16 protein-coding genes are annotated in these 19,226 nt (G+C 52.9%); 3 read left to right on the forward strand and 13 right to left on the reverse strand.

The annotated features are described in order from the left end of the window. Positions 1-6 precede the first annotated feature (6 nt). Positions 7-867 carry a glucosaminidase domain-containing protein gene (locus ACGHAD_RS14770; protein WP_339615688.1) on the forward strand — a complete coding sequence of 287 codons (861 nt, stop codon included), beginning with the start codon at positions 7-9 and terminating at the stop codon, positions 865-867. On the opposite strand, the gene ACGHAD_RS14775 is transcribed toward ACGHAD_RS14770, so the two are convergent. Genes ACGHAD_RS14775 through ACGHAD_RS14800 form a run of 6 tightly spaced genes read right to left on the reverse strand, consistent with a single transcriptional unit; the run spans position 864 to position 6,811 of the window. Further along, the gene (locus tag ACGHAD_RS14775; RefSeq protein WP_339615687.1) at positions 864-1,412 is read right to left on the reverse strand and encodes a DUF924 family protein; all 549 of its coding nucleotides are present in this window, start codon (positions 1,410-1,412) and stop codon (positions 864-866) included. The genes ACGHAD_RS14770 and ACGHAD_RS14775 overlap by 4 nt on opposite strands. Continuing rightward, positions 1,394-2,482, reverse strand: coding sequence for a polysaccharide deacetylase family protein (locus tag ACGHAD_RS14780; RefSeq protein WP_339615686.1), 1,089 nt, complete (start codon positions 2,480-2,482; stop codon positions 1,394-1,396). The genes ACGHAD_RS14775 and ACGHAD_RS14780 overlap by 19 nt, the downstream gene beginning before the upstream one ends. A gap of 31 nt (positions 2,483-2,513) precedes the next feature. Further along, the gene (locus ACGHAD_RS14785) at positions 2,514-3,719 is read right to left on the reverse strand and encodes a DUF4124 domain-containing protein (protein WP_339615685.1); all 1,206 of its coding nucleotides are present in this window, start codon (positions 3,717-3,719) and stop codon (positions 2,514-2,516) included. 12 nt (positions 3,720-3,731) lie between these two features. Further along, positions 3,732-3,998 carry a PilZ domain-containing protein gene (locus tag ACGHAD_RS14790; protein ID WP_339615684.1) on the reverse strand — a complete coding sequence of 89 codons (267 nt, stop codon included), beginning with the start codon at positions 3,996-3,998 and terminating at the stop codon, positions 3,732-3,734. Between the two features lie 20 nt (positions 3,999-4,018). Further along, positions 4,019-6,277: a DNA topoisomerase IV subunit A gene (gene parC / locus ACGHAD_RS14795; protein ID WP_339615683.1), complete on the reverse strand. Its 2,259-nt coding sequence runs from the start codon at positions 6,275-6,277 to the stop codon at positions 4,019-4,021. 30 nt (positions 6,278-6,307) lie between these two features. After that, positions 6,308-6,811 carry an LEA type 2 family protein gene (locus ACGHAD_RS14800; RefSeq protein WP_339615682.1) on the reverse strand — a complete coding sequence of 168 codons (504 nt, stop codon included), beginning with the start codon at positions 6,809-6,811 and terminating at the stop codon, positions 6,308-6,310. 213 nt (positions 6,812-7,024) lie between these two features. On the opposite strand from ACGHAD_RS14800, the gene ACGHAD_RS14805 reads away from it, so the two are divergent. Further along, positions 7,025-7,381, forward strand: coding sequence for a hypothetical protein (locus tag ACGHAD_RS14805; RefSeq protein ID WP_382417782.1), 357 nt, complete (start codon positions 7,025-7,027; stop codon positions 7,379-7,381). Between the two features lie 22 nt (positions 7,382-7,403). On the opposite strand, the gene ACGHAD_RS14810 is transcribed toward ACGHAD_RS14805, so the two are convergent. From ACGHAD_RS14810 to ACGHAD_RS14820, 3 genes are read right to left on the reverse strand one after another with little or no spacing between them, the layout of a single operon-like run. Next, positions 7,404-7,766: a DUF2750 domain-containing protein gene (locus tag ACGHAD_RS14810; protein WP_339615680.1), complete on the reverse strand. Its 363-nt coding sequence runs from the start codon at positions 7,764-7,766 to the stop codon at positions 7,404-7,406. 3 nt (positions 7,767-7,769) lie between these two features. Continuing rightward, positions 7,770-8,492, reverse strand: a complete 723-nt coding sequence (locus tag ACGHAD_RS14815) for a SprT family zinc-dependent metalloprotease (RefSeq protein ID WP_339615679.1) — start codon at positions 8,490-8,492, stop codon at positions 7,770-7,772. Next, the gene (locus ACGHAD_RS14820; RefSeq protein WP_382417780.1) at positions 8,485-9,135 is read right to left on the reverse strand and encodes an MBL fold metallo-hydrolase; all 651 of its coding nucleotides are present in this window, start codon (positions 9,133-9,135) and stop codon (positions 8,485-8,487) included. Before ACGHAD_RS14820 ends, ACGHAD_RS14815 begins: the two co-directional genes overlap by 8 nt. A 151-nt stretch (positions 9,136-9,286) precedes the next feature. Between ACGHAD_RS14820 and asd the strand changes: the two genes are divergently transcribed. Then, on the forward strand, positions 9,287-10,147 hold the full coding sequence (asd, locus tag ACGHAD_RS14825) for an archaetidylserine decarboxylase (protein ID WP_382417778.1): 861 nt from the start codon (positions 9,287-9,289) through the stop codon (positions 10,145-10,147). 4 nt (positions 10,148-10,151) lie between these two features. On the opposite strand, the gene ACGHAD_RS14830 is transcribed toward asd, so the two are convergent. From ACGHAD_RS14830 to gltB, 4 genes are all read right to left on the reverse strand, one after another. After that, positions 10,152-11,525 (reverse strand): HD-GYP domain-containing protein, encoded by a 1,374-nt coding sequence (locus ACGHAD_RS14830; protein ID WP_382417776.1) that lies wholly within the window; start codon positions 11,523-11,525, stop codon positions 10,152-10,154. 148 nt (positions 11,526-11,673) lie between these two features. Beyond that, complete coding sequence (gene hemE, locus ACGHAD_RS14835) at positions 11,674-12,738, reverse strand: uroporphyrinogen decarboxylase (RefSeq protein WP_382417774.1); 1,065 nt, start codon at positions 12,736-12,738, stop codon at positions 11,674-11,676. A 147-nt stretch (positions 12,739-12,885) separates the two neighbouring features. After that, entirely contained in the window at positions 12,886-14,304 is a 1,419-nt protein-coding gene (locus ACGHAD_RS14840) for an FAD-dependent oxidoreductase (RefSeq protein ID WP_339615674.1), read from the reverse strand. A gap of 34 nt (positions 14,305-14,338) precedes the next feature. Then, the gene (gene gltB, locus ACGHAD_RS14845) at positions 14,339-18,793 is read right to left on the reverse strand and encodes a glutamate synthase large subunit (protein WP_382417772.1); all 4,455 of its coding nucleotides are present in this window, start codon (positions 18,791-18,793) and stop codon (positions 14,339-14,341) included. Between the last annotated feature and the right edge of the window lie 433 nt (positions 18,794-19,226).

The raw sequence follows: 19,226 nt of genomic DNA on the forward strand, positions 1-19,226 counted from the left end.
GAGTAAATGAGCCTACAATCTAAGTTTCAATTTATAGCCGCTGGGTTAGTCGCCTACGCGTTAGGCACCCTGGCACTGGCACTATTTTTTGCCAACACAACCTACACACCCGCGACGCTCGGCAGCATTAGTGGTTCGACTAAACTGCCCGACATGCGCAGCATTGACGATATTCCCACCCGCAAACAAACGTTTATTCAGTTAATCGCGCCCATGACCGTGCAAAAAAACAATGCTTTGCTAGAGGTGCGCGAGCTACTGCTCGGCATGTTGGATGAGCTGGCTGCAGGAAAAACCTTAAGCCACGTTCAAGAACAGCAATTACAGCGCTTAACCTCGCGCTACAAGATAAAAGTGAGCAAGAGCGCCGACAAAGGCTCCAATCAAGACCTGACGCACACACAACAAATCAAACGATTATTAACACGTGTGGATATAATTCCCGCCTCAATGGTAGTCGCCCAGGCGGCGGCCGAGTCCGGCTGGGGAACCTCGCGCTTTGCCCGACAGGCACAGAATTTATTTGGCCAATGGTGCTACACCAAAGGCTGCGGCCTTGTTCCTAAGCGTCGATCTAAGGGTGCCACTCACGAGGTGCAAAAATTTAGCGGCGTCGAGCAAGCGGTTAATGCCTACTACCACAACATAAACACCCACCGTACTTACAGCGATGTTCGCGCACGTCGCGCAGCACTGCGCAACGCCGGCACCCCCATTACCGGGCCCGCATTAATACCCGGATTGACCGGCTACTCAAGTCGTGGTCAGGTGTATGTGGATGAGCTCGCCGAGCTTATTCGCTACAACAAACTCAGCGTTCTGGATCAAGAACCTGCACTGGGCGATACCGCCAGCAAAGAGGGCTAAAAAGACGACCCGGGCTGGCGCAAAAACGCTAGCTCTTGCGCGGTACTGACCCGCCCTAGCGCATGGTTGCGATGCGGGTAGCGACCAAAACGCTTTATAATGTCGCGATGCTTACGCTCAAACTTAAGGTTATTGGCAAAGCCTAAGTCAGTGAAAAGCGTCAGCGCTGTATCGTGCACAGCTAAATCTTCACTGTGCATATAAGGCATATATAAAAACACCCGCTGCTGAGCAGGCAACTGCTGATCACGCCCATCGGCCACCAGCTGCTGCGCCAAGCACAATGCTTTATCATCCGCCGCAAACGCTTCGGCTTGGTCGCGATAGATATTGCGAGAAAACTGATCCAGCACAATAATAATAGCCAGCACCTCAGCCGGCGTTAATGCCGCCGTATCGATGTCCTCACTCACTAAACGTTTATGCAATGAACCAAAGCGCTTAGCAATATCAGCATCAAGCTTTGCGCTTTTGCGAAACCAATCGGCAGGCTTAAGCGTTGTAAACCAATAAGTGAGTACCGCGTCTAACTCTCGTGCTGCCATTGCCCTTGCTCTCCGGTAACCAGCCAGGGCTGTGAAAACCAATAGTAACGGCCATCATCTGCCCGTGCGGTACAGTTATAGCGTGAACGACCAGGCTTTAACGCTTGTGCTGGCATCACAGTAACCGTGGCATCCTCGAGCGCGACTGACAACTCTTTACCACCCAAGTAACAGGTTAACCGTGCAGCCAAAGCTGGCGAATCAAGCGTTAACTGCAAGCGTGGGCGGCTACCGGCTACCACCACAGCGCTTTGCAGTGGCTTGTCTTGATCATCCATCAGTTGGCGCCGCTTAATAGGTAATGCGCGAGTGTTTATTTTCGTAATAAAGCTATCCTGCGTGCCAAAGTCTCCTCCCATCGGGAAACGCGGCAGCGCCAACACATCTGAATCAACACCTACAGGGCCAGAGTGTTGTCCGAATCCGGCAAAACCCAGCTCCTGCAGTAACGCCTTAAGCGACTCATCAAACTCGCCATAGGGGTAGGCTAATAACTTAACCGACTGATCGATGTGAGATGCAATAGCTTGCTCCGCGCCGGTTATCTCAGCCGTTATACGCTCGCGCCACTGGGCATCGGTTTCGTCGGGCAATAAACGCACCATGTAGGGGTGGGACATAGTGTGGTTGGCAATGGTAGCGCCAGCTTTGCTCATCTCCTGCAGCTCGGGCCAAGTAACAAACTCCTCGGAGCCCTGATCGATGGGGGCGCTGTTCACAAACACCGTAAACGCAAAGCCGTGCTCACGCAGTAAAGGAAAAGCCGTGTCATAGACGGAGCGATAACCATCATCAAACGTAATAGCAACGGTTTTATCCGCAAACGCTTGTCCCCGTTTAAGTCCAGAAATAAGCGCGGGCAACGCAACAACATCAAACTGATGCTCATCCAAATATTCGAGGTGCCGCGTAAAACGTTTCACGCTGGTTGACGTAGAGTCGGGAGTCTCATCGCTAATATGATGATACTGCAAAATAACCGCCGCATGGGTTGGTAAACTGGCCCATCCACCCATAATGATCAGCAACATTAGGTACAGACGTTTCCCAAATAGATGTTCCGTCAACATTGTGTCCTCTTTACGTTGTTAATGTAGGCCGTTACGGTGTGGTCGCCAATGATTGGCAGGCCGAAGCACTCACCTGGAGGCTGGTTTCACAGCGCCACTCGATAAGTGTAAAGCCTTGACTGATCTCGGGGATTAGCTCGACAAACTGCCCCGCGGGAAACTTTTCAGTATTTAATTCAGCATGAATAACGCCAGGGGTTTGCATGTGCAATCTTGATAAGTAACGACTGTGCTGAACTTTATCTGGCCCGACACCCACGGCGGCCATAGACAAGGGCATCACTCCGCGCACCTGGTAATATTCGGCCACCATTATTTTAACGACGGCCAACTCGGTTAACGCACCTGCAAGGTTTGCTCGCTGTAAAATTTGCGCCTCAAACGGGTTGGTATTCGAAGGCTCTGCCGATGGCGCGGGTGTGTCAATCGACGCGGAAGGTGCGTCCGTTTTTGTGAGTGCTTGGCGCAAGCGATCATCGTCTAAAACATTGGCGGTAGCCGCCGAAAAACTCTCGCGCACGGCAGAGTAAAGCTGTACATCCGTATTAATTTGGGTGGCAGCCGAGCCCTCGGTCACTATCGATAGCAGCGGCATGCCGCCCGGTTGATCCCGCAGCTGCCAACGCACTTTCAACCACGTATTGGCAATCTTGAAGTTGCGAATCATGGTCTCGTTTAACTCGGCTGAGCCTCTGCTTGAGGCCCCATCGTCACGGCACGCGGCGATATCAAGGGCGATAATCTCACCGCTTAAATAACGTACTGTCGCGCCATCGACAGCAGGGCCGCCATAGTGGCCGGCGCGATACAAACTGGAATGTCCCAGACGACGTATCGCACGAAAGACATCCACCTGCAGCTGCTCTGGCTCGCGGATAACACCCGGCAACTGCAGGCGTATTTCATCAAAGCGCATCGTGGTGGGTGACACGCAGTCGCCACCAAAATAAAACCGCGCTGCCACCTTAGAGCTGTTAACGATCGCCTCGCTGTACTCAAACTGAGAAACGATTAGCGGGTATAAAGATGTCTTAAATAACGCAGGCTTTTCACTGGCAACCAGTGTCGGCGCGGGCATGGTGCCGATATCGACCGACTGCAAAACGGCATTTTTATCCGTGGGCTGATCAGAGTAGTGAATACGTCCGTCACTGTCAGTCCACGTGTAGATTTGCGCCTGCACTAACGGTGCAAACAGCACAACACACACCCAAAGCCCCAAGAACCAACTGCGCACGTAAACGCCTCCCTATTGCGTCTCAACAAAGCGCAGGCCAATACCTTCTGGCTCTGCACGCACAACCTCCATTGCCACGATGGGAGCCTCTTCCATAAGCCCTTGAACTTGCCCTGTTACACGAGAGCCGATGGGCGGCGCCTGCTCTGGGTCGAGCAGCACAAAAACACCACCGTCAGATAAATCACGGGTTTTAACCAGCATCTCGCCTAGCTCTGCATGAACAATTTTAATACTGCAGGTTATCGGGGTTCGCAGATGTTCTCGTTTATCACTCACCGTAGGCTCCCTTTATTTTCTTATTTTTCGCTAACCGCTAAGCGATCAACTTTTTGAAAACCGCGTGGTAGTTTATTACCGCGGCGGCCACGCTCACCCCGATAATGCTCAAGGTCGCTAGGCTTAAGCGTGAGATGACGCTTGCCCGAAAACACGGTCAGCGACTGCTCGGCCGACAAAGTCACGATACCGAGCGCAAACTCTTCGCGCGCCTGCACGCGAGCGGCCGGAATGTTAATGATTTTATTACCTTTACCTCGCGCCAAACGCGGCAGCTCTGCAACTGGAAACAACAACAACCGCCCCTCGTTACTCACCGCGGCCACCCAATCATTTTCGGGGTCAAGCACAACTTTCGGCGTCAACACTTCGGCGCCTTTTGATAGCGTTAGGGCATTTTTGCCGGCGCGGTTTTTACTGTACATATCAGCGAGCGAAGCAATAAAGCCATAGCCACCATCGCTGGCCAATAAAATGGACTGATCATCGGCGCCCATCAGCAACCCTTCGAAGGTGGCGCCATTAGGCGGGTTTAAACGACCGCTTAATGGTTCACCCTGACCTCTGGCAGACGGCAAAGTGTGGGCCGCAATGGCGTAGCTTCGCCCGGTAGAGTCGAGCAAAATAGCTTGTTGGTTCGACTTCCCTAGCGCCACCAATTTAAAATGATCGCCAGCTTTGTAGTTGAGCGCCTCAGGATCAATGTCGTGCCCTTTGGCGGCACGAATCCAACCTTTGTCTGAGACCACTACGGTGATCGGTTCGGCACCTACTAACTCAGACTCACTAAACGCTTGCGCTTCTTGTCGCGCTACTATCGGCGAGCGACGATCATCGCCAAACTCATCAGCCACTTGTTTTAGTTCTTTGCGAATAAGGGTTTTTAAACGGGTGGCAGAACCTAAAATCTTTTCTAATTCGGCACGCTCCTTTTCAAGCTTTTCTTGCTCTTCGAGAATTTTCATCTCTTCTAGGCGCGCCAATTGGCGCAGCTTGGTTTCTAAGATGTACTCGGCTTGCATCTCAACCAAGTTAAAGCGCTCGATCAATACCGGCTTGGGGTGATCTTCTTCACGAATGATACGGATCACCTCATCGACATTGAGATATACAATCATCAATGCCGCTAAGCGTAGCAAACGCTCCTCCACTTTTTGCAAGCGATACTGTAAGCGCCGGCGCACGGTTACGGTACGAAAGCTCAACCATTCAGAGAGGATTTTTTGCAGGTTTTTAACCTGTGGCCGACCGTCGATACCGATCATGTTCATATTGATGCGGTAGGTTTTTTCGAGATCGGTAGTGGCAAACAAATGCTGCATCAGCTGTTCGCAATCGACCCGGTTGGAACGCGGAGTAATCACTAAGCGGGTCGGGTTCTCGTGGTCAGACTCATCGCGCAAGTCGGCCACCATGGGCAATTTTTTAGCCTGCATTTGCGCGGCAATTTGCTCCAAAATTTTTGCGCCGCTCACCTGATGCGGCAGCGCCGTAACAATCACGTCGCCGCTGTCTTTTTCGCGCCCGTAGATGGCGCGCATACGCAGGCTGCCGCGCCCGGTGTGATAAATCGTTTTAATGTCATCCCGCGAGGTTATGATCTCGGATTCGGTGGGCATGTCCGGGCCCTGCACAAACTCACACAGTTCGGCAACGTCCGCTTTAGGGTTATCCAACAGGTGGATAGTGGCCGCAACCACCTCGCGTAAGTTATGCGGTGGAATATCGGTCGCCATACCAACCGCAATACCCGTGGTGCCGTTAAGCAGAACATTGGGTACCCGCGCGGGAAACACCTCGGGCTCATCCATTGTGCCATCAAAGTTCGGCTGCCAATCGACGGTGCCCTGACCGAGCTCTTCAAGTAACACATCGGCGTAACGTGTTAACTTGGACTCGGTGTAACGCATCGCGGCAAACGATTTAGGATCATCCGGCGCACCCCAGTTACCCTGGCCATCGACTAATGGATAACGATAGGAAAACGGTTGCGCCATAATCACCATCGCCTCGTAGGCGGCGGAGTCACCGTGCGGGTGAAACTTACCAATCACATCGCCCACAGTCCGGGCAGATTTTTTGTATTTAGCGGTAGACTTTAGCCCCAGCTCACTCATGGCGTAAATAATACGCCGTTGCACGGGTTTTAAACCGTCACCCACATGGGGTAGCGCCCGGTCGAGGATGACGTACATTGAGTAGTCGAGATAGGCTTTCTCGGCGTACTCTTTGAGGGAGATAAACTCTTCTGCCTCGGAAAATTGCGTATGTTCAGACATTTTTTATCCTGACTTATCGCGCGTCAAACATTAAGGTTGCGCGTACATCGATTCAAAATTAACGTCTCCCGACTCTTTAATACGAATCGAGGGAGAGTAGCGACCGGTGTCAAGCTTAGCGGCAAACTCATAAGCGATTGTTTCGCCGGCCTTGGTGCGGCTGAGCGAGCGAGCTAAGCGCACCAGCTCTAAAATGTTGGCCGACAACTCCAACTCCATCGGCGTATCGCTATAGGCTTTTAGCACGGGGACATTGGCACTGACGCCATTTAATAAATCAAACCCTTGCAGCGCCATGCTATATGACATCCCGCTAATCACCAGATCGTCAGGGTTGGGGTTAGTGACCCGTAAACGCACACCAATTCTCGGCGCCAGCTCACCGGCCTCGGCCGGTAATAACCGCAACCCGGTGACGTTGACCTGGGGCTGCGTAAAGCCGGGCCGCAAACTGGCACAACCGACAAGCAGCAGTAGGCTTACGCCCACAGCCAGTAAACGACTAACGCCAAATGTGCGAATAATAACGGACATACTGCTACTCCTGAATGCAGCCCAACGGTTGCGCGGGCCAAGGGGCATTATGATTCAATCGGCGCGGGATTCAAAATACCGTAAAGGCGTCCGCACGGGAGAGAAAAACACCGCCCAAGGCATTTTGTGATGCAGATCACACTACCGGCACGCACGCCTGTGATGTAATCGACTCTTTAGTGATCCGCTTACGTCGTACGTTCGAGAAATGCCATGCCAGAACATAACACCCACAATCACAGCCCGCATAACAAAGCGTTATTAGGCAGCAGAGAACTGCGATTTCACAACCGACAAGAATCTATTTACCCGAATCTAATGCGCTTTTGCCTAGACTTTAAGTTTAAAGTGCTGCAATTGCTCTTTAATGCCCCCACCCTAACCGCAGCGCCGATCAAGGTAGTCGTCATGACTCGCGCCGATTACAGCGGCGACCCCAGCAGTGCCATTACGCCAGCATTTGCCGACCTCGACCAGCTAGAGCGCTACGTAACAGACAATCAAGTGGATATTTTGCACGACTACTTGTTTGGTGTCGACGAGCCGACCGAAACAGGAACCGCGGGCTAGTAAGACGCCCGAGGCCCCAGCCTTAACTAAGCTCCTGCTCAAACTCGGCCAATAAGTCCAATGGCTCCCACTCATCGCCTTCCATCTGTTCATTCCAGTTGATGCCAATCAAAATAACATCCTCGTGCATACCCGGCAGCCAATCCTCCAGCAACTCTTCTAGCGCAATCGGTAAAGGCTGATAATCTTGCCACTCTTCAACGCAGTGCACCTCAGCCAGCTCTCGGGACGACCAAAGGGGCATAACATCAGTATCGTCTCGCTTTTCAGAGTCGCACAGGGCCCAGCCGTCTGGCCCTTCGAGCCCCCAAACACAACCGGTATTGATGCCCTCGACAATAAAGCGATCTACGTTTTCTTCAAAATCGTCCGATAATGGTTCCATGGTTTACCTCTCGTAGGGCGGTAATATCAAGCGGTGTCCCTCATCGCGCAACCAGACACGCAAGCGCTGATAATCCGGGCATATAGCATGAACGTGTTGCCAGAACGCGCGGCTGTGGTTGTGGTGGCGCAGGTGGCTGACCTCGTGGGCTACAAGATAATCCACCACAGGCGTAGGGGCCAGCACTATTTGCCAGTTGTACTGAATGCGGCCATCAAAGGTGCAATGGCCCCACTTTGAACGAGTCGCCCGGACGTTGACACCGTGACAAGTAAGTCCGACGGAGTCACACAGGCGCTGGGTTTTAGCCTCAAGCAGCCGCAAGGCCTCGGCACGATACCACTGAGCAACCGCTTGGGCCGTTTGCTCTGGCACAGTCTTACGGCTGCGAGGCGACCAATACACATGCAGCGTGTCGGCCTCGCGGATGCAAGCGCCCCGCGTCCCCTGCATCACGTGCAAGGTCAGCTCGGTGTCCAAGTACGGCAAGCGCTCCCCCGTTTGATACTGGTAGCGCGGACGCACGGCCATACGCTGTTGCTGCTGGCGCAGCTTGGCATCTACCCACGGGCGTTTTGCTTGTAGCATGGCCAGCAAGTCGCGACGGGCAACGCCTTTCGGAGCCAGCACGCGCACTTGTCCCTCGCGCACCTCAATACTCACTGAGCGGCGCCGCGCGCTTAACTGAAAAGCAACGGGCCAAGGCAGCGTGGCCGGATCAGCCAAAATTCTTGTCTGCCACAAAAGGGTTGTGGGCGCGCTCGTGAGCAAAAGTCGACATAGGCCCGTGGCCAGGCACAAAGCGAATATCATCACCCAGCCGCCACAACTTGCCTGTAATTGAGCGCACCAGGGTGGCATGGTCGCCGCGGGGGAAGTCAGAGCGCCCCACCGCGCCGTTAAACAGCACATCTCCCACAAAGGCTAAACGTGCTTCAGTGTCTATCAGCACCACATGGCCAGGCGTATGACCGGGGCAGTGGCGCACCTGAAGCGAGCTCTGTCCGACAGCTATCACATCGCCTTCGACCAAAAACTGAGCAGGTACCACATTTTGTCGAGGCCGATGAAACCCCATCATCTGCGCTTGCTTATCCAGCATTTCAAGCCAAAAAGTATCGTCAATATGAGGGCCGATAATGGCGGTTTGGTAATACTCCGCCAGAGCCGTGGCCGCACCCACATGATCCAAATGGCCGTGGGTGAGTAAGATCTTGGTAATACGTACGCCAGCCTGTGCAACGGCCTGTTTAATGCGCTCAGGCTCGCCTCCGGGGTCGATCAGAGCGGCTTGGTTGGTTTGATCACACCAAATTAACGAGCAATTTTGCTGGTAGTGAGTTACCGGAATAATTTGAAACTGGAGCACACAAACCTCATTATTCACCACAGAAGGCAGCGCGAGCTGCAAGAGCAACAGTTTAGCAGCCAGAACGCAGCGGGAGAACGCCGAGGCGGCGAATCTCTGGTAGCATACCCCTGCGCGATTTAACCGCATGTGAGCCCACAGGATAACCCTCATGAATGATAAGTTATTTACCAGCCTACAGTACCTTGTACCGCAACACGCCCTGTCTCGGTTGGCCGGTAAGGTGGCAAGCTGTCGCAACCAAACCGTTAAAAGCACTTTTATTGAGTGGTTTATCAAGCGCTACAACGTGGATATGTCGCAGGCGTTAAATGAAGACCCCGCCAGCTACGCTTGTTTTAACGACTTTTTTACCCGCGCCTTAAAAGCCGATGCCCGCCCGATTGATGATGCAGAGCACAGCGTGGTCTGCCCCGCCGATGGTGGAATTAGTCAACTGGGACGCATTGAGGAGGGGCGTATTTTTCAAGCCAAAGGGCAGCTATACAGCACCGGCGAGTTACTCGGCGGCGATGAAAAACTGGCCGCCGAATTCGCCAACGGCCACTTTGCCACCGTTTATTTATCGCCTAAAGACTATCACCGTGTGCATATGCCTCTCACTGGGCGGCTACGCCAGATGACAGTTATTCCGGGCGACTTATTCTCCGTCAACACCGCCACGGCACGAGAAGTACCACGCCTGTTTGCCCGCAACGAACGCGCCGTTTGTATTTTTGATACCGAGGCCGGCCCAATGGCGGTGGTATTGGTCGGCGCAATGATTGTCGCCGGAATCGAAACTGTGTGGGCCGGCGAAGTCGCGCCCTTTAAACGCCGGGTCACAACGACTCACTATAATGCCAACGACACAACAACGATTACGCTAGAAAAAGGTGCCGAGATGGGCCGCTTTAAGCTTGGTTCGACCGCGATTGTTTTATTTGCGAAAGATAAAGTGCGCTGGAGCGAGCACTTCAGTGCAGAGACGGCAACCCGCATGGGCGAAATGATGGGCGAGATTTGTGAGTAGGAGCTTAGCGCGTAAAACGGTCTAATAAGGCCATAAGACCTTTTTTCTCGGTAGAGAGTAGATAGTTATCGCGCACGGCTATGATATCGACATCAAAACTACCGGGCTCAAGGTCACGGGCGATTTCGACTTTTTGCACATCGGCCAAAGACACTTTTCCCGCATCAATTAACGCCTGCTTGGTGCGGTCATCATCGGCCAAATCTAATAATCGCGGCGTTTTTAGCGGCTGCTTCAAAGCATCGATTACCAGCATGACTTTGGGCTTTAAGCGGCGCTCAAAGTTTTGCTCAACCACCACCCCAACCTCACCGGTATTGAGCTCGACCAATGTTCCCGTTGGGTAGAGGCCAATTGCCCGAATAAACTCGACCACGAGATCTTCCTGAAACTGTATATTGCGTAGCTCATACAGCCTGGCCACAGCTTTAGAGGGGGCGATCGGTACGACCGCCCCACGAGGGGTAATTACCGTATCGTAAAACGTGACTATCCCGGCAATTTTACCCAGCAGTGGAATCTTATCGCCCATCAAGTGCTGTGGAAAACCGCTGCCATTTAGACGCTCACAGTGCGTGCGCACCACGCTAAGCACACGCGGCTCCATGCCGTCAGCGCTTTTTAGTAGCTCGACCCCCAACTCGACAAAGCGCTCGTATTGTTTTTGCTCTTCCTCGCTGCGGTCAGGTTTAATAATAAGCTCGTGGGGCAGTTTGGTTTTACCGACATCTTTAAGTAAAACTCCCATCGCCAAAATATCCAGCTCACGTTTAGCCAACCCGATATGACGACCAAATAATATCGCCCAAACCGACGAGCGCAAGGCGTGGCTGTAAGTATACTCATCCGTCTCTTGCACCCGAGACAGCCAGGTAAAGGCATCGGGGTTGCGCAGTACACTGTCGACCATATCACTGGCCAAGCGACGGGTCTCGGCTACGGGGATGTCATAGAACTTTTCTGAATCTAGCTGCGAGAGAACGTCAGCTACGGCGGAATACACTTTTTGGTGTAAATCGCGGGCCTTTTTTACTTCACGCCCGAGAGGCTTTACCTCTGTATACTGATTGCGCTGAACCTTAATCGGCTTGACCGGCACCGTCACAGGTGCAGTATCGACATGACGTGTGGGGCCACTTTTGCCTCCCCCTGTCACACCGTCATAAGAACGCAGTTTAGTTGCTACCGGCGAGCGACCCTTTACCACATCGATGTATACATGATTGCAAAGGCTTTTAAGCTTTTTTAGCTCATCTATATCTCGTATGTAAAAGCCTTGTAGCGGAAACGGGGTTTGCGTCCACGGCCGATCCAGCCCCGACACATACATGCCGATGGTTAGCTCGTTAACACTTAACTTAACCTGCTTTATCCCCACTGCCGCTCCCTCGTAGCCCTTGATCGAGCTCAGCCATTGACCGCCGGGTCGAGCCGACGTATTCCAAAGTACCGACACAGCCCGATTTCAAGGGGTATTGGCTCAACCAGTGTAATCAATATTCTCAAATGGCGCCATATACTGCCGATCAAGGGTGGTATTGCGCCGATAAATCGTGAACGGCGCGAATAAAGGCACCCGCGTGCTCGGGATCAACCTCAGGGGTAATGCCGTGCCCCAAATTAAATACATGCCCGGAGCCGGCCCCGAAAGATTCTAATATCGCAGCGACTTCAGCGCGGATACGGTCGGGCTTAGCGTACAAGATGGTTGGGTCCATATTGCCCTGTAGTGCCACCCTGGACCCCACTCGTGCGCGAGCAATACCGATGTCCGTCGTCCAGTCAAGACCGAGTGCATCGGCGCCGGTATCGGCCATTGTTTCCAGCCACTGCCCGCCACCTTTGGTAAACAATATCACCGGCACCCGACGTCCTTCGCGCTCGCGAATAAGCCCCTTAACAATTTTATCCAGATAGTTCAGGGAGAACTCCCGGTAGGCATTGTGAGACAACGCCCCACCCCAGGTATCAAATATTTGCACCGCCTGTGCCCCCGCTTCAATTTGCGCATTAAGGTAAACGATGACCGATTGCGCAAGAGTATCGAGCAGTTGGTGCATCAACTCCGGCTGGTTGTAAAGCATTTGCTTTGCTCGACGAAAATCTTTGCTGGAGCCACCTTCGATCATATAGGTGGCCAACGTCCAGGGGCTGCCAGAAAAACCAATTAAGGGCACACTACCATTAAGCTCGCGCCGGATTAACGACACGGCATCAATCACATAGGGAAGATCTTTGGCCGGGTCAATAATACGCAGAGCATTGATATCCGCCTCGGTACGTACCGGCTTTTTAAACTTAGGGCCTTCGCCCGTTTCAAAATAAAGCCCCAACCCCATAGCGTCAGGAATAGTCAGTATGTCCGAAAATAAAATAGCAGCGTCAAGGGGGTAACGCGCTAGCGGCTGCATGGTGACTTCGCAGGCCATTTCTGGGTTGCCACACAACCCCATAAAGTTTCCCGCCCGCTCGCGGCTAGCGCGATACTCGGGTAAATAACGGCCCGCCTGGCGCATCATCCATACGGGGGTAACATCAACGGGCTCGCGCAACAGCGCCCGCAAAAAGCGATCATTTTTAAGTTGGCTCATGGTTTATCGGCTGTCCACTGAGGCGTCTTGTTATGGGTTATCGTACGGCGCAGTCCAGATGGAGGCCTCACTTCACTCCTCCGGGTGCGTATGATTGCGAGAGTCATTACCCGATAAAAAAGCCGGTCTAAAGACCGGCTTTTTTATTTAAACTTCGAGGTAATCCAGTATTCCTTCGGCGGCCTCGCGGCCCTCCCAAATGGCAGTTACCACCAAGTCAGAGCCTCGCACCATATCACCACCGGCAAACACTTTAGGGTTGGTGGTTTGAAACTTAAACTCTTGCTCCTCTGGCGCGACAACGCCGCCCCAGCTATTAACGTCAACCTTTTGCTCGGCCAACCACTCGGGCGGACTCGGGCGAAACCCAAACGCCACCAAGACAACATCGGCCGGCAGGATCTCTTCACTACCCGCAATAGGTTCGGGACGACGACGACCATTCTCGTCGGGCTCACCCAACTGAGTGGTAACGACCTTAACGCCTTCGACTTTATCTTCACCGACAATGGCAACGGGCTGACGGTTAAACAAAAACTCGACGCCTTCTTCGCGAGCATTTTGCACTTCGCGCTTAGAGCCCGGCATGTTTTCTTCGTCGCGACGATAAGCACAGGATACTGACTCGGCACCTTGGCGGATCGACGTGCGATTGCAGTCCATCGCGGTATCACCACCACCGAGCACCACGACGCGTTTGCCACTCACGCTAACAAAGTCGTCTTCACTTTTTTCAAAGCCAAGGTTGCGATTCACATTCGACACTAAAAACGGAAGAGCATCGTACACGCCAGGTAAATCTTCACCGGGGAAGCCGCCCTTCATGTAATTGTAAGTACCCATGCCCATAAACACGGCATCGTACTCACTCATCAACTCTTGCATGGTAATGTCAGTGCCGACACTGGTGTTAAGACGGAACTCAACACCCATTTCAGTAAAAATTTCTCGGCGCCGAGTCATCACAGACTTTTCTAATTTAAACTCGGGAATCCCAAAGGTCAGAAGGCCGCCAATTTCTGGGTAGCGATCAAACACAACAGGCTTAACGCCGTTACGCACTAACACATCCGCACAACCTAAGCCCGCCGGGCCAGCACCAATAACCGCGACTTTTTTATCGGTCCACTTTACTTTGGACATATCTGGGCGCCAGCCCATGGCAAAGGCGGTATCGGTAATATATTTTTCTGCATTGCCAATGGTTACGGCACCAAAGCCGTCATTCAGCGTACAGGCACCTTCACACAAACGATCCTGTGGACAGACCCGACCACACACCTCGGGCAGTGTGTTGGTTTGGTGACTTAGCTCGGCCGCCTCAAAGATATTCCCCTCGGAGATTAACTTTAACCAGTTAGGAATAAAGTTGTGTACCGGACACTTCCATTCACAATAGGGGTTGCCACACTCAAGACAGCGATGGGACTGACCCGCCACTTCTTCTTTACTGTATGGCTCATAAATTTCCACAAACTCATGCTTGCGAGTCTGGATGTCTTTTTTCGACGGATCCTGACGGCCTACATCAAGAAACTGAAAATTATTGCTCAAACGTTCGGCCATAGTTAATGCCTCTAAACTGTTAAACCCAACGGGGTTATTCGCCGCGCGTCTTAACGCTTTCCAGCAGACTTTTTACGCTGGCGGCTTTGGGTTTTACTAACCAGAATTTACCCACGTAATCATCGAAGTTGGCTAAGAGCTTCTCGCCCCAAGCACTGCCGGTCTCTTGGATAAACTCTTCAATGACGCCGCGCAGATGGTGACGGTGCGCTTCTAACGACTCGGTATCAACCCGGTGGATCTCCACTAGCTCGTGATTGTAACGGTCGACGAATTGGTTGTGCTCATCTAACACGTAGGCAAAACCGCCGGTCATACCTGCGCCAAAGTTAACACCCGTATCACCCAGCACGGTAACAACGCCGCCCGTCATGTATTCACAACAGTGATCACCGGCACCTTCGACTACAACCTGCGCACCCGAATTACGTACCGCGCAACGCTCGCCCGCGGTACCTGCGGCAAACAACTTGCCCCCGGTAGCACCGTACAAGCAGGTGTTACCCATAATACTGGTAACATTTGACGCGAACTCAGAGCCGGCTGGAGGACGGATCACGATCTTGCCTCCGGCCATGCCTTTACCGACGTAATCGTTGGCATCACCCTCGAGGTACATTTCAAGACCGCCAGCATTCCAAACACCAAAGCTCTGCCCAGCAATACCGGTCAAATTAAGCTTGATGGGGTTGTCGGCCATGCCTTGGTTGCCGTGACGCTTAGCGATCTCACCGCTTAAACGGGCACCAATAGAACGGTCACAGTTGGTTAGGTGAAAACTAAACTCGCCGCCCGATTTTGCTTCAATGGTAGGCAAGACTTCTTTCACCATGGCTTCTGCCAACTCACCCTTATCGAACGGCGTGTTACGCGATACCGCGCACAACTGTGGCTTCGTCGCCAAAAATTCATCAGTATGAATAATGGGACTGAGGTCCAGCTGTTTCTGCTTAGCTGTATTGCCCTCAGTCAGCGCCAACAAATCTACGCGACCGACCAGCTCGGCCAAGGTTTTCACACCCAAGTCAGCCATCATCAGGCGCACTTCTTCGGCGACGAAGCGGAAAAAGTTTTTCGCCATTTCGACAGTGCCGATGTAATGCTCCTCACGGAGTTTTTCGTTTTGGGTGGCAACACCGGTAGCGCAGTTATTTAAATGGCAAATACGCAGATATTTACAACCCAGCGCCACCATCGGCGCGGTACCAAAACCAAAACTCTCGGCACCCAACATGGCCGCTTTAATAACGTCCAAGCCAGTTTTTAACCCACCATCGGTTTGCACCCGTACTTTGTCGCGCAAGTCGTTGGCGCGCAGAGTTTGATGGGTCTCTGACAGGCCCAGCTCCCACGGCGAGCCAGCATAGCGAATCGAGGTCAGCGGGCTTGCTGCGGTACCGCCATCGTAGCCAGAAATGGTAATCAAATCCGCATAAGCTTTCGCCACACCGGCGGCGATTGTGCCGACGCCGGGGCGAGACACCAACTTAACCGACACCAACGCGTCAGGGTTGACCTGCTTTAAGTCGTAGATCAACTGCGCTAAATCTTCGATCGAATAAATATCATGATGCGGCGGCGGCGAAATTAGCGTTACGCCGGGCACTGAATAGCGCAACCGGGCAATCAAGGCATTCACTTTACCGCCGGGCAGCTGGCCACCCTCGCCAGGCTTAGCGCCCTGAGCAACCTTAATTTGCAGCACTTCGGCATTAACCAAATAATGCGGCGTCACGCCAAAGCGACCCGAGGCAATCTGCTTAATTTTAGACACCTTGTTGGTGCCAAAGCGGACCGGGTCTTCACCACCTTCACCGCTATTTGATCGCCCTCCCAGAGTGTTCATGGCTTCAGCCAGAGCTTCGTGCGCCTCTGGCGACAGCGCACCTAGCGACATGCCGGCCGAGTCAAAGCGTTTAATAATACTCTCGATTGGCTCGACATCATCCAGCGCTATAGGCTTGTTGACACCGCCCTGCACCCTGATTAAATCGCGCAACGTGGCAACCGGGCGAGTGTTCACTAGGTCAGAATACTTTTGCCACAGTTTCCAATCGCCTGTTTGCACGGCGTCTTGTAAGGCCATGACCACATCGGGGTTGAACGCGTGATACTCTTGTCCGTGCACATATTTAAGCAAGCCCCCCTGAACAATAGGCTTGCGATCCAACCAAGCGGTTTTCGCCAAGGCTTTTTGATCGTTTTCAATATCTTCAAAACGAGCACCCTTGATCCGGGATGGGGTGCCGACAAAACAGGTATCAACCACTTCGTCAGCAAGACCAACCGCCTCAAATAGTTGCGCGCCACGGTAAGACGTTACGGTAGAAATCCCCATTTTTGAAAGGATTTTCAACAAGCCCTTATCAAGGCCTTTGCGGTAGTTTTTATAGGCGTGATCAACGTCGGTCAACAACTCACCTTTGTTCAGCAAGTCGTTCATCACGTAGTAACTAAGGTACGGATAAACGGCGGTAGCGCCGTAACCGATCAAGGCGGCCACTTGGTGTGAGTCCCGCGCGGTGCCAGTTTCAACAATAATGTTGGCATCGCAGCGCAAGCCATTTTGCGTCAGGTAATGGTGTACCGCGCCAGTCGCCAGCAATGCGTGAATCGGCAGCTGTCCTTGCTTAAGCTCCATATCGCTAAGCACTACCAATACTGTGCCGCCGCGCACGGCCTCCGCCACGCGCTCACACAAGTCATCAATAGCTTGCTGCAAGCCTTTTTTAAGCGGGTCATAGGTCAGCGCAAATGTCTCTGCCTTGTAATCGCTACGGCCCAAATTAGTCAGCGCGCGAAATTTGGCTGGAGACAACACCGGCGAGGCCAAAATGACACGGTTGGCGTGCTCTTCGGTTTCTTCGTACACTGATAGCTCGCGCCCGACACAGGTCTCGAGCGACATGACAATGGCTTCGCGCAGCGGATCGATTGGCGGGTTTGTCACCTGCGCAAACTGCTGCCTAAAGTAGTCGTAAACCGAGCGTTGTTTACTGGACAGAACGGCCATTGGGGTATCATCCCCCATTGAACCAACAGCCTCTTGGCCACCTTCGGCAAGCGGGCGCAATACTTGATCGCGCTCCTCAAAGGTCACCTGGTACATCTTCATAAACGCCTTCATGTCGGCGCCCGACAAACCGTTCTCGGCAACGTCAGTCTCAAGGGTAGACTCGATACGCACGGCATTGTCTTTCAGCCAGCGCTTATAGGGCTGCCCCTCTTTAAGCTGCTTGTCGACATCGTGCGTATGAAACAGCTCGCCCGTCTCGGTATCAACCGACAAAATCTGACCGGGCCCTAAACGACCTTTAGCAACTACGTCTTCAGGCTTGTAGTTGTATACGCCAACCTCCGAAGCCACGGTGATAATGTCGTCTTTGGTGATAACCCAGCGCGACGGACGCAACCCATTGCGATCCAATGTACACACAGCATAGCGGCCATCGGTAATCACAAGGCCGGCCGGGCCATCCCAAGGCTCAACGTGCATGGAGTTATATTCATAAAAAGCGCGCAAGTCTGAATCCATATGCTCGACATTCTGCCACGCCGGTGGCACCAACATACGGACGGCGCGATGCAGCTCCATACCACCAATCAGCAGCACTTCAAGCATATTATCCAGGCTTGAAGAGTCCGAACCGGTACGGTTAACCAAAGGCGCCACATCGGCGATATCGGGCAACAAAGGCGTCGAGAATTTATCCGTGCGCGCAACTGACCAGTTGCGATTTCCCATAACCGTATTGATCTCACCATTGTGAGCCAACATCCGAAACGGCTGAGCCAGCGGCCACTGCGGGGTGGTGTTCGTTGAGAAACGCTGATGGAAGACACAGATCGCAGTCTCGAGACGCTCATCGGCAAGGTCGGCAAAAAACTGCGGCAAATCTACCGGCATCATTAAGCCTTTATAAGACAGTACCGTGGTGCTCAAGCTTGCGATATAAAAGGCCGAATCACTTTGCAGCGCAATCTCCGTGCGCCGGCGAGCCATCAACAGCTTGGCACTCACCTCGGCGTTACTCAGGCCATCGGGACTGTTGATAAAGACATGATTAAACAGCGGCAGTGACTCTAGGGCGATAGGTCCAAGGCAACTGCTATCTACCGGCACCTCTCGCCAGCCTGCGACACTCAAGCCTTCATCCGCGATCGCGCGCTCCAGCAGCTCGCGCGCGGCATCAGCTTTGGCCGCGTCGCGACTCAGCATCACAGAGCCAACCCCATAGATATCGGTCAAGGCGGTGGCAAATGACTCCGCCGCCACCGCACGCATGAAACTGTCGGGCTTTTGCAGCAACAGACCACAGCCATCCCCAGTTTTACCGTCAGCAGCAATACCGCCACGGTGAGTCATGCACGTCAATGATTCGATCGCGGTCTCGAGCAGACGATGGCTGGTCTTACCCTTTAAATGGGCAATAAGACCAAATCCACAGTTGTCTTTAAACTCGTCCAACCGGTACAGGCCAGTGGTCATACGCTGTCTCTCAATTTCAGTATCTGTAGCAACCCGCCGTCACACAAGCTTTGGCGGTGCCACCGACAAAAAAGCCCCTAAACGAGAGGGGCTATTACAAATGGGCGCAGAATATTACCCGCTCAGGGCCATTTAGGCAAGCGGGACAGTGGCGCGAGAGTGCCAAACCTACAGACAATAAGGCCGGCGAGAATGTACGATAAGCCGCGTGGTACGGGCCTTTAATGTCAGGTTATTGCCAATCGCTTCAAGATGCAAGATCGGCGACAAAACGAGAGGCACGATAACCGAGAATTTACACGCAAAACGGCCAACAATAGCCTGAAAACAAAAGAAATTTGTGAAAATGTGCCACTATTCCTCTTTTTCGGCCTTCCGCCCCTTTATCCTGCTTGCGATTTACGCTAATTTAGGCGATACAACTAAATATTGG

Source organism: Gilvimarinus japonicus, assembly GCF_042847215.1.
Lineage (GTDB): Bacteria > Pseudomonadota > Gammaproteobacteria > Pseudomonadales > Cellvibrionaceae > Gilvimarinus > Gilvimarinus japonicus.